General features: G+C 67.6%; 13 protein-coding genes and 2 pseudogenes. 8 read left to right on the top strand and 7 right to left on the bottom strand.

The genetic code is table 11. From position 1 onward, the window contains the following. Positions 1-61 precede the first annotated feature (61 nt). The 3 genes from GNX96_RS27785 to GNX96_RS27795 all read right to left on the bottom strand — a co-directional run bounded on the left by GNX96_RS27785 (position 62) and on the right by GNX96_RS27795 (position 1,843). Positions 62-946: a hypothetical protein gene (locus GNX96_RS27785; protein ID WP_163570582.1), complete on the bottom strand. Its 885-nt coding sequence runs from the start codon at positions 944-946 to the stop codon at positions 62-64. Between the two features lie 231 nt (positions 947-1,177). Then, on the bottom strand, positions 1,178-1,360 hold the full coding sequence (locus GNX96_RS27790; RefSeq protein ID WP_163570584.1) for a hypothetical protein: 183 nt from the start codon (positions 1,358-1,360) through the stop codon (positions 1,178-1,180). 123 nt (positions 1,361-1,483) lie between these two features. Next, positions 1,484-1,843, bottom strand: coding sequence for a cobalamin B12-binding domain-containing protein (locus tag GNX96_RS27795; RefSeq protein ID WP_313885799.1), 360 nt, complete (start codon positions 1,841-1,843; stop codon positions 1,484-1,486). A gap of 492 nt (positions 1,844-2,335) precedes the next feature. On the opposite strand from GNX96_RS27795, the gene GNX96_RS27800 reads away from it, so the two are divergent. Next, positions 2,336-2,959 carry a M23 family metallopeptidase gene (locus GNX96_RS27800; protein WP_163570586.1) on the top strand — a complete coding sequence of 208 codons (624 nt, stop codon included), beginning with the start codon at positions 2,336-2,338 and terminating at the stop codon, positions 2,957-2,959. A gap of 162 nt (positions 2,960-3,121) precedes the next feature. On the opposite strand, the gene GNX96_RS27805 is transcribed toward GNX96_RS27800, so the two are convergent. Both GNX96_RS27805 and pcrA read right to left on the bottom strand, forming a co-directional pair. Further along, positions 3,122-3,565, bottom strand: coding sequence for an HIT family protein (locus GNX96_RS27805; protein ID WP_279581655.1), 444 nt, complete (start codon positions 3,563-3,565; stop codon positions 3,122-3,124). Then, positions 3,562-5,990, bottom strand: a pseudogene (pcrA, locus tag GNX96_RS65020) (DNA helicase PcrA). Before pcrA ends, GNX96_RS27805 begins: the two are co-directional and overlap by 4 nt. Before the next feature lie 296 nt (positions 5,991-6,286). Here pcrA and GNX96_RS27815 point away from each other — a divergent pair. The 4 genes from GNX96_RS27815 to GNX96_RS67375 are packed head-to-tail and all read left to right on the top strand — an operon-like array spanning position 6,287 to position 8,623. Continuing rightward, entirely contained in the window at positions 6,287-6,559 is a 273-nt protein-coding gene (locus GNX96_RS27815) for a chorismate mutase (protein ID WP_279581656.1), read from the top strand. A 31-nt stretch (positions 6,560-6,590) separates the two neighbouring features. Further along, a complete protein-coding gene (locus GNX96_RS27820; protein ID WP_279581657.1) occupies positions 6,591-7,349 on the top strand; it encodes a PIG-L deacetylase family protein in 759 nt (252 codons plus the stop codon). Between the two features lie 3 nt (positions 7,350-7,352). Further along, positions 7,353-7,706 (top strand): MarR family transcriptional regulator, encoded by a 354-nt coding sequence (locus GNX96_RS55700; protein ID WP_279581658.1) that lies wholly within the window; start codon positions 7,353-7,355, stop codon positions 7,704-7,706. Further along, complete coding sequence (locus tag GNX96_RS67375; protein ID WP_452124491.1) at positions 7,634-8,623, top strand: ROK family protein; 990 nt, start codon at positions 7,634-7,636, stop codon at positions 8,621-8,623. Before GNX96_RS55700 ends, GNX96_RS67375 begins: the two co-directional genes overlap by 73 nt. Here GNX96_RS67375 and GNX96_RS27830 read toward each other — a convergent pair. After that, a complete protein-coding gene (locus tag GNX96_RS27830) occupies positions 8,580-8,792 on the bottom strand; it encodes a hypothetical protein (protein WP_163570594.1) in 213 nt (70 codons plus the stop codon). The genes GNX96_RS67375 and GNX96_RS27830 overlap by 44 nt on opposite strands. 753 nt (positions 8,793-9,545) lie before the next feature. Then, positions 9,546-10,709, bottom strand: a complete 1,164-nt coding sequence (locus tag GNX96_RS27835) for a macrolide family glycosyltransferase (protein WP_163570597.1) — start codon at positions 10,707-10,709, stop codon at positions 9,546-9,548. 241 nt (positions 10,710-10,950) lie between these two features. On the opposite strand from GNX96_RS27835, the gene GNX96_RS27840 reads away from it, so the two are divergent. The 3 genes and pseudogenes from GNX96_RS27840 (at position 10,951) to GNX96_RS55715 (ending at position 13,235) form a co-directional block, all read left to right on the top strand. Then, positions 10,951-11,307 (top strand): hypothetical protein, encoded by a 357-nt coding sequence (locus tag GNX96_RS27840; protein WP_163570599.1) that lies wholly within the window; start codon positions 10,951-10,953, stop codon positions 11,305-11,307. Positions 11,308-11,450: 143 nt separating this feature from the next. Then, positions 11,451-12,875, top strand: a pseudogene (locus GNX96_RS27845) (glycoside hydrolase family 3 protein); the annotation flags it as partial. 120 nt (positions 12,876-12,995) lie between these two features. Next, the gene (locus GNX96_RS55715; RefSeq protein ID WP_279581671.1) at positions 12,996-13,235 is read left to right on the top strand and encodes a fibronectin type III-like domain-contianing protein; all 240 of its coding nucleotides are present in this window, start codon (positions 12,996-12,998) and stop codon (positions 13,233-13,235) included. Positions 13,236-13,360 lie beyond the last annotated feature (125 nt).

Here is a 13,360-nt window from a genome sequence, read left to right on the forward strand (position 1 = left end):
GGTCTTTGGCCACCCGTCGCCTTGGCCGCTTCGGGCGGCCCTGGTACGTCGAAAATGGTTCTCAGTGCGAGTGAGGCGGGTCGACTGGCCGAGCCCAGTCGTCCACTGGCGGTGCGTACGAGCCGGGCGCCGACTGCGCAGCGATGGGTTCGATAGTGCGGGCGTCGACTGGCCGCTGGGCGGGTGCTGTGGGGTAGCGCATCAGGGTCGCGGGAGGCGGGGCGAAAACTGGCGTCCGGCCGCCGGACAGGTGGTGCAGTCGGGCCTGCAGACCCGGCAGATACTCCGCGCCACGCGCGTCCACGCCCCGCCACCGCGCGCCGGAAACGTCGATGCGCACCTGGCCAGACGGGCCGGCGCCGGGCAACCTGCGGCCGTACGCGCCGAGCACCAGGCTGACCGTCGGCCCGGACCTGCGCTCGCCGATCCAGCCAATGTCGGCCCAGCGGCAGTGCCGCAGCGGCGACCGGCGGCCCCCGAGATAGGACCGATACCAGACGCCGGTCTCGTCAGCGGCGAAAACGGCGGTCGGGAGCGGCGAGCCGCGCCGGACCGCGACCGTCGCCGCGGTCACCACGACAGTCACGACCAAGCAGGCGACTACCAGAAACCCGATTCTTGGCAGCATGACCGGGTCGACCAGCGACAGCAGACCTACTCCGCCACCGAAGAACAGGGCGCCGAACAGGATGGCGCCGCCGGCCATCAGCGGACCGCGATTTCCGGTGAAGCGCGCCATCAAGACCACTGGAAAGTCGCGACGCGGAAGGTCCGTCACAGGTTGTTGCTCGTACGCATCGGTCACCAGCGGCTTCGCACTGAGCTGACCGCCCCTGAGTGCTCCCAACGCTGCGTGCCAGGCGGGGCCATAACGAAGCGGAATCCCATCCCACCGCACACCGGCGACCGGAATGACCAGCCTCGACGGAGTCGTGGAGGTTTCCACCACGAAGACCCGCCGGCCGTACCAACGCGCTCCCAGGTCCGTGGACGTGACAGCCGACCAGGGCAGCCACGAGACGCTGACCGAGAGCAGCCACCGGCGCTGCCGCCACCAGATCCCGTGCGAGTCGGCGCCGAAGATCGGCCCGATCGGCCATCGACGCCGCCAGAGCCCCCCGCCCCAGCGCCATCAGCACGACGGCGGCCACGATCACCACCCGCGGCAAGATGCTTGCTATCCCATAAAACAGAGAGCGTCTGCCGCCCCGGTCCACAGGAACTGGCTCACCACCAACACGACCGCCACCGTCAGCGCGATCCCCGAACTTCGGCCCCCGAAAGGCCGGATCCGGGTCAGCACCACCGGCAGGTCGGATGGAAGGTCGGTGCGGTCGACTTGTTTCCCCGAGACAGCCATAGTCCACTCCTTATGGACCATGAATTGTCCCGCTACGCACTGCCGAACCACTGCCGTCGCGACAAAAGGGTCAGGCGGGGGCCGGTGAGGCGACGTTCGCCCTTACCCACTCGACGATCTCGGTCATAGTGGCCGCACCCGGCGTGAAGATCTTGGCCACTCCGAGCCGCTGCAGCTCGGCGATGTCCCCGTCCGGGATGATCCCCCGCCGCCGAACACCACCACGTCGTCCGCGCCGCGCTCCTTCAGCAGATCCGTCACCTTGGTGAACAGCGTCATGTGCGCACCCGACAGGACGGACAGCCCGACCGCGTCCGCGTCCTCCTGGATCACCGTCTCGACGATCTGCTCGGGCGTCTGGTGCAGGCCGGTGTAGATGACTTCCATCCCGGCGTCACGCAGCGCCCGCGCGACCACCTTCGCTCCCCGGTCGTGCCCGTCCAGCCCCGGCTTGGCGACCACCACCCGGATCCGTCCGGCCATCGCGAACCTCCCAGCTCGTTCTTCCGGTCAGCTTAATGCCTCTGGCCGCACCCTTAACGGTCGTTCAACGCAACGATGTGCGACTAATGGCGTTGGCCACATTCGGCAACGCCGCGTGCGTACGTACGAGTGCGTTCTTACCATCGGCCATACGCCCGCCGCATGGCCGATGATCATCGCTCGAATGGCCGCCCCGACGTGCTGATATCGCAGGTCACGACGTGAATTTTCGGACACGCCGACAGGGGCGCGGGGCGCCCGAAAAAGTGGGTGCTAGGGTCGGCCAGTGCCGAGACAGAGCATCGGCAGCGCGACTTCCCCCGGCTCAGACGGTTAACTCCGCGGTGCCGCGCGTGAAAAGGCCAGGCTGGCAGCTGTAACACCGGCCGGGCGTGGAACGAAGGGTGTCACGTGCACCATCGCAAACCCATGGCACGTCATCACGGCCGCCACCGCGCGACCATTGACACCCGCAGTCGGTACGCGATCGTTGTGACCAGCGCCGTTGTCGGTGCTGGCGTGGTCGCGTTCAGTGCCGGTGGCGCACTTCCGGCCATTGCCAACATCACCGCCTCCGGTCCGCCCGGCGTCGACGTGCACCAGAACAGCACCGCGTCCTCCAGTGTCAGCTCAGCGAACGCCCGCGGCAACGACCGCGCCTCCCGTTCGCAGGCTCGTACGGCAGCTCCCAAGCCGAAGTCGAGTGTCACCTGGCTGAAGCCAGCGCAGGGCCCGTTGAGTTCGCTCTTCGGTATCCGCTGGGGCGTCCTGCACGCCGGCGTCGACATCGCCGCGCCGTACGGTTCCCAGGTCCACGCCTCCAATGACGGTGTGGTGAGCATCGCCCGCTGGTATGGCGGCTACGGCAACCTGGTCGAGATCGACCACGGCAACGGCGTGAAGACTCGCTACGGGCACAACTCCAAGCTGCTGGTGCACGAAGGCCAGAAGGTGACCGCCGGCGAGGTCATCTCGCTGGTCGGCAGCACCGGCGACTCGACCGGCCCGCACTGCCACTTCGAGGTCCGGATCGACGACAAGGCAGTCGACCCGATGCCCTGGATGAAGGCCCGCGGCCTGGACCTCGCCAAGGACGGCGAGGACAGCAACCTCTAGCCCGCCGTCGCTTCCCATGCGGCAGGTTTACCCCTTCGGGTACGCCTCAAACGCCAGCGAATCCTGGTAGCTCTCGCCGCGATCCGACCGACGTCCGGTGAGTACGCCTCCGCCACCCGGATCGGTGGACCCAGGGCTGACGCGTTCCGGACGTACGAGCGGCTAGCGGAGACGGCGGCTTAGACCTGCCGCGAGAGCGTCCATGTCGGCTTCGGAAACCTGCAGGTCGGGGGCCACTCCGAGGCGCGCGAAAATCTTCGGACCCACCTGGGTGGATGGCAGGTCCGGCAGCCGCGGCACCAGGTGGAAGTGGACATGGCTGAAGCCGGCCGCCTCGGCGAACTGCACGACATATGTCTTGGAGCAGCCCAGCTCGGCGTGCAAGGCACGGGAAACCCGCACTTGCCAGCTGCCCAGCGCGGCGGCCTCGTCGTCGGTGAGTTCGGCGACCGTGGTCACGTGCCGGCGCGGAAGCAGCACGAGCCAGCCGGGCAGCGAGGACGTAATGACGTGCGCGACCCGCCAGTGGTCGTCGTACGCGATCCGCTCGCGCGGCGGCGCGGTCGCCAGCCCAGCTTCCTGGGCGCAGGTGTAGCAGTCGATCAAATCTTCTCCAGCGGGGCGAACCGCAGCAGCAGCCATTTCCTCCCGATGTTCGAACCGAAGTCGACCTCGGCCTGCTGCTTCTCAGCGACGCCCCCGCAGCCCGACGACGGTGCCCATCCCGAAGCTGTCGTGGGGTGACCCGGTCGCCGACATCGAGCACCGGAACCTCCCGACCTCCAGGGCCGGCCGAGGCCGCTCTGGACCGGGTCGGGCGAGAATACGTTGAGGTCATGCCCCGGTTCGCGAGCTTCTCCTGGGCGCTGCTGCCGTTCCACCGGGACCGCTCGGCCCGGCTCGGTTCCTCCCGGTCCACGTTGATCAGCGAGGCCGGGATCTCCTCCAGGAACCGCGAGGGCGGGTTGTACTGCGGCTGGCCCCACGCCGTACGAGTGAAGGCGCGGGACAGGTAGAGCCGGGACTGGGCGCGGGTGATGCCGACATACGCCAGCCGGCGCTCCTCCTCCAGCTCCTTCGCGTCGCCGAGCGAGCGCAGGTGCGGGAAGACGCCGTCCTCCAGGCCAGTCAGGAACACCACCGGGAATTCCAGGCCCTTCGCGGTGTGCAGCGTCATCAAAGTGACCATGCCGGCCTTGCGGCCGGACTCACCATCCTCCGGCGCGTCCGGCACCGAGTCGGCGTCCGCGACCAGCGCCACCTGCTCGAGGAACCCGGCCAGCGTGATCGGATCGCCGGCGGCGGCCGCCCGCCCGGTCGGCGAACTCGCGGGCCACGCTGACCAGTTCCTGCAGGTTTTCCACCCGGGACTCGTCCTGCGGGTCGGTGCTCGCCTCCAGCTCGCTGATATAGCCGGTCGAGCCAAGCAGTTCCTCCAGCAGCTCAGCCGGCGCCTCGGTCTCCACTTTGGCTCGTACGTTGGACATCACCGCGGTGAACTCGGCGATCGCGTTGATCGCGCGGGTCGAGATGCCCGGCGCCTGCGCGCTTTTTCCAGCGCCGCGCCAAAAAAGAGATCCGTTCCCGGTCGGCGAGCGCGGCCACGCAGGCCTCCGCACGATCGCCGATGCCCCGCTTGGGCACATTCAGGATGCGCCGAACGCTCACCGTGTCGTCCGGATTGGACAGCGCCCGCAAATAGGCCAGCGCGTCCCGGACTTCCTTGCGCTCGTAGAACCGCACCCCGCCGACCACTTTGTACGGCAACCCGACCCGGATGAAGATTTCCTCGAAAACCCGGGACTGTGCGTGCGTTCGTACGGTAGAAAATCGCCACGTCGCCGGGCCGCGTCTGGTCCGCGTCGCACAGCCGGTCCACCTCGCCGGCCACCCAGGCCGCCTCGTCGTGTTCGTTGTCCGCCACGTAAAGCCGGATCTTCTCGCCATCACCGGAATCCGACCAGAGGTTTTTTGGCTTGCGCTCGGTGTTCCGGGTGATGACCTCGTTGGCCGCGGAAAGGATTGTCTGAGTGGAGCGGTAATTCTGCTCCAGCAGGATTGTCCGGGCATTCGGGTAATCCCGCTCGAATTCCATGATGTTGCGAATACTGGCCCCACGGAACGCATAAATGGACTGGTCCGCGTCACCGACCACGCAGAGCTCGGCCGGCGGCAGGTCCTCCTCGTCGGACTCGGTGGCTTGCGGGCGTACCAGATCGCCGTCGACCGTGCGCTTTTCGGGCATCCCACCGACCAACTCGCGGATCAACGCGTACTGCGCGTGGTTGGTGTCCTGATATTCGTCCACCATCACACGTGCCGGAACCGCCGCCGGTAGTGCTCGGCGACCGCCGGGAAGGCGCGCAGCATGTTGACCGTGGTCATGATCAGGTCGTCGAAGTCCATCGCGTGCGCCTCGGCCAGCCGGCGCTGATAGGCCGTGTAGGCCTCGGCCAGCGCGCGGTCCGCGGCACCGGCCGCCCGGGCCGAGAACTCCGCCGGGTCGACCAGCTCGTTCTTCAGGTTGCTGACCTTGCCGGTCAACGCCCGAGCCGGATACTGCTTGGGATCCAGATCCAGCTCGCGGGCCACCAACGTCATCAGCCGCCGGGAATCATCGGCGTCATAGATGGAAAAACTGCTCTTCATGCCGATCGTCTTGGCTTCCGCGCGCAGGATCCGCACGCACGCGGAGTGGAACGTCGACACCCACATCACCCGGGCCCGATTGCCGACCAGCCCGCTGACCCGCTCCTTCATCTCGCCGGCGGCCTTGTTGGTGAAGGTGATCGCGAGAATCTGACCGGGGCACATTGCGGGCGGCCAGCAGATAGGCGATCCGGTGAGTAAGGACCCGGGTCTTGCCGGACCCAGCGCCGGCCACGATCAGCAGCGGACTGCCGGCGTGCGTGACCGCGGCCGACTGGGCGTCATTCAGCCCCTCCAGCAGACGGTCAGGATCCAGCCCGCCGCGACGCCGCTTCGCGGGCTGTTCACCGGCGGGTACCTGAACGTCGAAAAGGGTACTCATCGTGCCCCAGTGTAGGCGCCGACGCTGAACACACGTTCGACCGGCGCCGGGTGTTTCGTCCCTAGCGCCACAGCGCTGCTGGGGTGGATCTTGAAGTGTGGGACGACGGTTCCACAAACGGCCATCGCCGTGGCAGACTAGCGGCATGCACTCGCAGCACACCCGATTTTTCTACGGCGTCCGAGCCTCGGCCGCCGTGGACTGATCGCGCTACCCAGACCACTCGCCCCGAGCTGACAGCCGGGGCTTTTTTCATGTCCGAGGCTGGCAGCCGGAACCTCACCCCAGGAGCAACCGTGACCACCCAGCCCACCACCACCGCCACGCCGGATGACCAGATCGGCGAGTGGCGCGTACGCATCGACGAGATCGACGCCGCGATCATCGAGCTCTGGAACGAGCGATCCCGGATCTCTGGCGAGGTCGGCAAGGCCCGCCGCGCGGCCGGCGGCCCCCGGCTGGTGTTGTCCCGCGAACAGCGGATCCTGGAGCGCTACCGCAGGGGCCTCGGCGCCATCGGCGTACGAGTGGCCATGCTCGTGCTGGAATCAGGCCGCGGCCCGCTGTAACCACGCCACGTCGTTACCTTCGGCAGGGGTGGTGAGCCCCAGTACGCTCGGCGACATGACATATCCGCCATCGATCACGCCGGCTGACGACATCAGCAGGGTGCTCGCGATCGCCGCCCACCCCGACGACCTCGACTTCGGCGCCGCCGGCACCGTCGCGCAGTGGACCAAAGCCGGCGTCGAGGTGACCTATTGCCTGGTCACTCGCGGTGATGCCGGTGGTTTCGACGACACCCCACGGACCGAGATCCCGCGGATCCGGGAGGCCGAGCAGCGCGCCGCGGCGGCCGCTGTCGGGGTCACCGACGTGCGGTTCCTGGACGGCTATATGGACGGTGCCGTCTACGTCACGCACGAGCTGCGCCGGGACCTCAGCCGGGTGATCCGGCAGGTCCGCCCGGAACGGGTGTTGGCGCCGGCGATCGAGCGCGACTACTCCCGGCTCGGCACCGCCCACCCGGACCACAAGGCGGTCGGCGAGGCCGCCTTCGCGGCGATTTTTCCGGACGCCCGCAACGCTTTCGCGCATCCGGAGCTGCTCGCCGAGGGTCTGCAGCCGTGGACGGTCAGCGAACTGTGGCTGATGGACGCTCCCGGTCCGGATTTCGGGGTGGACATCACCGACGCCATGGACGCGAAGATCGCCGCTTTACGGTCACACGTCTCGCAAATGGCCGACCCGGACGCGATGGAAGCCCGGATCCGGCGGTATTCGACCACCCGCGCCGCCGATTTCGGGCTCGGGCCAGGCCGGCAGGCCGAGTCCTTCATCGTCCTGCGCACCGGCTGACCGATGGCCGGCATCCCCGCGTCGACGGCGTCGCTGCGGGCCGCCAACACCCGACGTGTGCTGGAGGCGCTGCGCCGCGGGCCAGCCAGCCAAGCTGACCTGGCCCGGCGGACGGGGCTGTCCCCGGCGACCGTGTCGGCGATCGTACGTACCCTCACCGCGGCCGGATCCGTGCAGGTCAGCGTGGCGACCAGCAACGGCCGGCGAGCGAACCGGGTGCGCTGGGCCTGGGCGGCGGTCCGCTGGCCGCCGGCATCGACGTCGACCACCGGCACCTGCGGGTCGTGGTCGGTACGAGCGGTGGCAGCGGCGGTCCGGTGTTGGCCGAGCGGGCCGTCCGGCTGGCCACCGACCTGACCGCCGCAGCCGGCTTGGACACCGCGATCCGGCTGCTGGACGACGCGCTGACCAGCATCAACGCTAGTCGCGACGAACTCGCGGCGGTCGCCGTCGGGCTGCCGGCGCCAGTGGACCTGCGGACCGGCCTGGTCGGCTCGTCGTCGATCCTGCCGGCGTGGGTGGGCGTACGGGCCGAGGACGGACGCGCGCTGCGGGAGCGGCTCGATCTGCCGGTGGTAGTGGACAACGACTCGAACCTCGGCGCGCTTGGCGAGATGACCTGGGGCGCCAGCGTCGGGCGCCGGGATTCGGCCTATATCAAGGCATCCACCGGCATCGGCGCCGGCCTGGTGATCGCCGGCGAGCTGTTCCGCGGCCGGGCCGGTACCGCCGGCGAGATCGGCCACACCACCATTGACGAGAACGGGCCGATCTGCCGCTGCGGCAACCGTGGCTGCCTGGAAATGCTGGCCGGCGTACCAATTTTGCTGCGGTTGCTGGAACAGGCCTACGGGCGGCCGATGACGTTGCCGGCGGCGATCTCGCGGGCCCGGGCGGGGGGGACGCTGGCTGCGCGCGCGTGTTGGCCGACGCCGGCCGGCACATCGGGGTCGCCATCGCCAACCTCGCCAACCTGCTCAATCCGGAGGTCATTGTGGTCGGCGGCGAGCTCGTCGAGGCCGGCGACATGCTGCTGGATCCGATGCGTACGGTCCTTCGGCGCTATGCCATTCCCAGCGCCGCCTCCACCGCCGAGGTGGTACCGGCCGCGCTGGGCGAGCGGGCCGAAGCCCTCGGCGCCCTCGCGCTGGCCCTGGACAAGGCCGAACACCTCACGTACGAAGGCTAAACCGCCGCCGGGTTTTTTTCGTCGTGTCGACGACAAAAACGTCAAGCTCGCGGAAGGTCGTCGTCCGGGTGGGGGCTGGCGATGAGGGTGGCGGCGATGTTGACCGCGACCCGTTGCAAGCCCAGGAGCTGCCGCGGCTCGTCGGTGGCCCGTCCAGGGCGCAGGCCCGGATAGCCGACAGGTCGCGGGCCGCTCAGCTGGATCCGGGAACCCCGGGCAATCGGGGTGTCGCGAGGGATCCGTTCGTACGCCATCACAAAAGTATGACAACCAAGACCAGTCCGGCCTACCGGCCAGCGGGGGGACACATCCCTCGCCCCAACGGGCACACCTTCGGCCACCCCCTACCCCGCCGCACCCCATTTCTGGAACGATCCCGCATCCCAACTTCAATGGGACCGTCACGTTCACAACCAAGTTGACCAACTTCGACGGAACCAGCCCGTGTTCTCACCCCGTGCGGGACAGCACGGTTAAACCACAGTTGGCGCACTTCGACGGGACCCAGCCCCGTCCGGCGCCATCGGCCGCCAGGCCGACGTTTGTCGCCCCTCCGGCAGGGGCGTCGGTCCTCAGACCCTGCGGTTTTTGCAGGGTCTGAGGACCGGCTCTCGTAGCCGTAGTCGACGACGCGCCCGCGCCGAAGGCGCCAGAAATACAGGGCGGATCGGCAGTAAGCACGAGAAAACCCCACCCCGACACCGCCCTTTGGTGTCGGGGTGGGGTTTTCTCATGCCTGGTAGACGAGACGACGCACCCTCACAGCAAACGCCCTTAACCAGGACGCTCACCTCCGCAGCAAACAACGCCCTTAACCAAGGCGCTCACCTCCGCAGCAAACACCGCCCTAGCCAAGGCCACCGTTTCGCAACAGTCAGAGTTGATACGAGCGACAACACCACTCAACACAAGCCGCGACTCGACGCAGTCCCCCTCAGCCGACTCGGATGCCGGGGACGCAGCCCAAGAGAAAGCCCAAGAGAAAATCCAAAAGAAAATGCAAAAGACTACCGAGCCTCCACCAAATCCGCCGCCTCCACCGCGCCACCGGCTTTTGCGATGATGGCTTGCATTTCGTCCAGTCGGGTGCGGATGCCGCGGTCGGCGGCGACGTCGTCCACGGCCGTACGCAGCATGGTGGCGGTGATGTCGTCGGTGACGAGGCGGCGGCCCAGGCCGAGTTCTTCGACGCGCTCGGCGTTGGCTTGTTGTTCTGGCTGTTGCGGCACCGCGACCAGCGGTACGCCGTAGAGCAGCGATTCCATTGTCGAGTTCATGCCGGTGTGCGAAAGGAAAGCATCGGCGTGCTGCAGGACAAGGGTCTGCGGGAAGGTTGGGCGTACGTCGAAGTTCGCTGGCAAGTCACCAAGAAGCGCCGGGTCGACGCCTCCGGTGGCCATCGCGACCTGCCACTTGCCGTCGCCGAAGGCTGCCACGCACATCTGGAAGAAATCGGGGCGGTTGTTGAAAACTGTGCCGAGCGAGATGAACAGCAGTGGCCGGCCCTGGGTCGGTGGCTGCCAGTCGCCGCGGTCCGGCCGCTGGCCAACCAACGGCCCGACGAACCTGAACCGGTCGTCGAAGGTGTCGCCGGCCGGCTGGAACTCGCGCGGGATGAAGACGATCGTACGGTCCGACGGCGGCCCGGCCACCGGGTGCGGGAGGGCGGCGAGGCCCAGCTCGGTGGCGAGTTCGCCCAGCTCCGCCATCATCTGCTCCCTGGTGGCCTCGTCGACCACCGGCAGCATCCTGTTGAACAGCGAAAAATGTTCGTTGGCGGCGAAAACCGGGACGAGCGTGATGTCTGGTACGGCCAGTTTCTCGGCGAGGACACGGCCCAGCAGCGTGCTGATGTCGAAGCAGACGGCGTCCGGCCGGTCCCGCTCGAACCGTTCCATCAGGACCGGGTAGCTGGCCCGGGTTTCGGCGATCAGGTGGCGGATCCGGCCGAGCACCATCTCCGGCCCGAAGGTCAATGCGCCGCCCGCGTCGACGCCGCCCCACACCGTCGGGACCAGGGTCGCGCCGGCCGCTTCGACTTCGACGCGGCGCTTGGCGTCGGTCACGTAGCTGACCCGGTGACCGCGGTCGACCAGCTCACGCACCAGCGGGAGGGTCGGGTTGAGGTGCCCGGACGCGGACACGCTGGTGAAAAGGTAGTGCTTGGACATATGTACGCCTTCCACGGTGAATTTTGCCTCCGTGCGGAGCCTATGGACGCCAGGGCAATAATTCAACCCCTGATGAATTAATGTCCGCAGATCTTGCCCGAACGGAAACTACGTTCAGGACTCGAACGAAAAAAAAAACCGACATTAGGCCCGATTTTTCGTCAGGTATTGACGTAACCTAGATCACTGTTGCAGAGTCCGGTCGCCCAGTGCACACATCTTCATTCGCGGGAGAGACCCGATGCCGAGCAAATTTGGGTTACCGAAAAGACGCCTGCTCCTGCCCGCCGCGGTGTCCGCGCTGGCGCTGGTCGGAGCCGGGTTCGCGGCCGGCGGCGGGAGCAGCGCGACCGCCGCCGCCCCGGTGGCGTACACAGACGCCAAGGCTCCGGTCGCGGCGCGCGTCGCGGACCTGCTGCACAAGATGACGCTGCCCGAGAAGGTCGGCCAGATGGTCCAGATCCGGGTCGGCAAGCTGCGCGGGAACTGCGACTACAACAAACGGGCCGCTGGTCGACTCGTGCCTGGCCGACGTGCTGGTGACCAACCACGCCGGATCGATCCTGTCAGGTGGCGGGGACGGCGCTTTCCCCGATAACAGCCCGCAAAACTGGGCCGACACGATCAACGGCATCCAGCATTACACGCTGACACACAACCGGCTGCCCATCCCGATCATCTACGGCGCGGACGGGGTGCACGGGCACAACGACGTGGCCGGGGCGACGATTTTTCCCGCACCAGATCGGCGTCGGCGCGACCTGGGACCCGACGCTGGCCCGCCAGCTCGGAGTTTCCACCGCGAACGCGATGGTCGCCACCGGCGTGAACTGGGATTTCGCGCCTGTCTCAGACGTTTCCCGGGACGCTCGCTGGGGTCGCTACTACGAAACGTATTCGGAAGACCCGTATTTGGCTGGCGCGCTGGCCGCCAGTACGGTCACCGGCCTGCAGTCCAGCGGGCAACTCACCGCCACCGCCAAGCACTTCGCCGGCTATTCCGAACCGCAAAGCGGCCACGACCGTACGCCGGCACAGCTCCCGGTCCGCTACCTGCAGGACATTTTCCTGCCGTCCTTCGCCGCCCAAATAAACGCGGGCGTGGACGTGGCGATGCCGGATTCCGGTTCCGTTAACGGCATTCCGGTGCATTCCTCGAAATACATGCTGACCACCCAACTGCGGGACCGGCTCGGGTTCACCGGTGTGGTGTGCAGCGACTGGAATGACATCGCGCAACTGCAAAGCAGCTATCACCTGGTTTCCACGTACCCGCAGGCGATAGCACTGGCGGTCAACGCCGGCGTCGACATGGCGATGGAACCGGCGGACGCGCACGCCTTCACCTCCGGGCTCCTCGCGGACGTGCAGTCCGGCGCGGTCAGCCGGGCCCGGATCGACCAGGCGGTCGGCCGCATCCTGACCCTGAAATTCAAGCTCGGCCTTTTCGAGCACCCGTACGTGGATGCCAGTACGGCCAACAAAACCGTCGACAACGCCGACCGGCCACTGGCCCGTACCGCAGCGACCGAGTCGATTGTGTTGCTGCGCAACCAGAACAACGTGCTTCCGCTGAACCCGGCGACCTCCAAGATCGTGCTCACCGGTGACAGCGCGGACAACCTCTCCCAGCAGATGGGTGGTTGGACGATCGGCTGGCAGGGCGTGCCGGACGACAACTCCCCCAAGCCGCCGGTGGTGACACCGTTGCAGGCGATGAAAGAAGTCGCCGGCGATCGGATCACGTACGCGCCAACTGCCTCCGACGCGGTCAGCAAAGCCAGTGGCGCGGACGCGGTTGTCGTGGTGCTGGGTGAAAAAGCCGGCGCGGAAGGGCCCGGGGACGTACGTGACCCGGCTTTCACCCCGGCCCAGCAGCAACTGGTGGATTCGTTGCAGGCAACCGGAAAGCCGGTGATCGTGGTGCTGATGACCGGCCGGCCGCGGGCGCTGGGCTCGATCGCCGACGCGAACGCGATCCTGCAGTCGTGGCTGCCTGGCACCGAGGGCGGGCACGCGGTTTCCGACGTGCTTTTCGGTACCGCCAACCCCAGCGGCAAGCTGCCGGTGTCGTGGCCGAAGGTCGCCAGCGACGAGCCGATGTCGTATCAGACGCTGCCAGCCAACGGAACGAACACGTACGACCCGGCCTATCCCTTCGGTTTTGGCTTGTCGTACACCACATTCACCACCTCCGGCCTCGCGGTGACACCGACGATTTCGCGCCATGGCACGGCAACCGCGAGCGTGACCGTCAGCAACACCGGGTCCCGAGCCGGCACCGCGGTGATCCCGCTTTACCTGCATCGGCCGGTCAGTCCGGTGCTGATGCCGAACAAGCAGCTGGTCGGCTTCGCGCGGGTGACGCTCGCGGCCGGCGCATCGCAAACGGTGACCGTCCCGATCGCAGCCAAACAGCTCGCGGTCACGCCCGGGGACGTGGACGGCGGTGCGGTGCCCACCGTGCTGCCCGGCGGCTACCAGGTCATGACCGACACGCAGACCGTCGACTTCACCGTACGGTAACCAAGAATCTCCCAACTCCGGTGCCGGCCATCCGCTCAACCCGGGTGGCCGGCGCCGGGCACCACTCACCGACCTGATCCCGGCGAGCGGGGACTTCCCATCCCCGCCGCCACCAGAGGGCCCTC

The sequence above is a fragment of the Fodinicola feengrottensis genome (assembly GCF_010993775.1).
GTDB classification, from domain to species: domain Bacteria; phylum Actinomycetota; class Actinomycetes; order Mycobacteriales; family HKI-0501; genus Fodinicola; species Fodinicola feengrottensis.

Bases quoted from the DNA above. Each gene is read 5' to 3' on its own strand.
- GNX96_RS27790 (WP_163570584.1), bottom strand. From the start codon at position 1,360: ATGGCTGTCTCGGGGAAACAAGTCGACCGCACCGACCTTCCATCCGAC.
- GNX96_RS27795 (WP_313885799.1), bottom strand. From the start codon at position 1,843: ATGGCCGGACGGATCCGGGTGGTGGTCGCCAAGCCGGGGCTGGACGGG.
- GNX96_RS55700 (WP_279581658.1), top strand. From the start codon at position 7,353: ATGGCCGGCATCCCCGCGTCGACGGCGTCGCTGCGGGCCGCCAACACC.
- GNX96_RS27830 (WP_163570594.1), bottom strand. From the start codon at position 8,792: ATGGCGTACGAACGGATCCCTCGCGACACCCCGATTGCCCGGGGTTCC.
- GNX96_RS27835 (WP_163570597.1), bottom strand. From the start codon at position 10,709: ATGTCCAAGCACTACCTTTTCACCAGCGTGTCCGCGTCCGGGCACCTC.
- GNX96_RS27840 (WP_163570599.1), top strand. From the start codon at position 10,951: ATGCCGAGCAAATTTGGGTTACCGAAAAGACGCCTGCTCCTGCCCGCC.